Annotated in this window: 1 rRNA gene; it reads left to right on the forward strand. The window is 52.1% G+C overall.

Features of this window, described 5'->3' with window-relative positions:
- Window positions 1-217 (forward strand): 16S ribosomal RNA (locus CPJCM30710_RS17720); the annotation flags it as partial.

Raw genomic sequence — 217 nt, forward strand, 5'->3', positions numbered from 1 at the left:
AAAGGAATTGACGGGGGCCCGCACAAGCAGCGGAGCATGTGGTTTAATTCGAAGCAACGCGAAGAACCTTACCTAGACTTGACATCTCCTGAATTACCCTTAACCGGGGAAGTTCGTCCCTTTGGGACGAACAGGAAGACAGGTGGTGCATGGTTGTCGTCAGCTCGTGTCGTGAGATGTTGGGTTAAGTCCCGCAACGAGCGCAACCCTTATTGTT

The organism is Clostridium polyendosporum, assembly GCF_018332455.1.
Classification (GTDB): Bacteria; Bacillota; Clostridia; order Clostridiales; family Clostridiaceae; genus Clostridium_AY; species Clostridium_AY polyendosporum.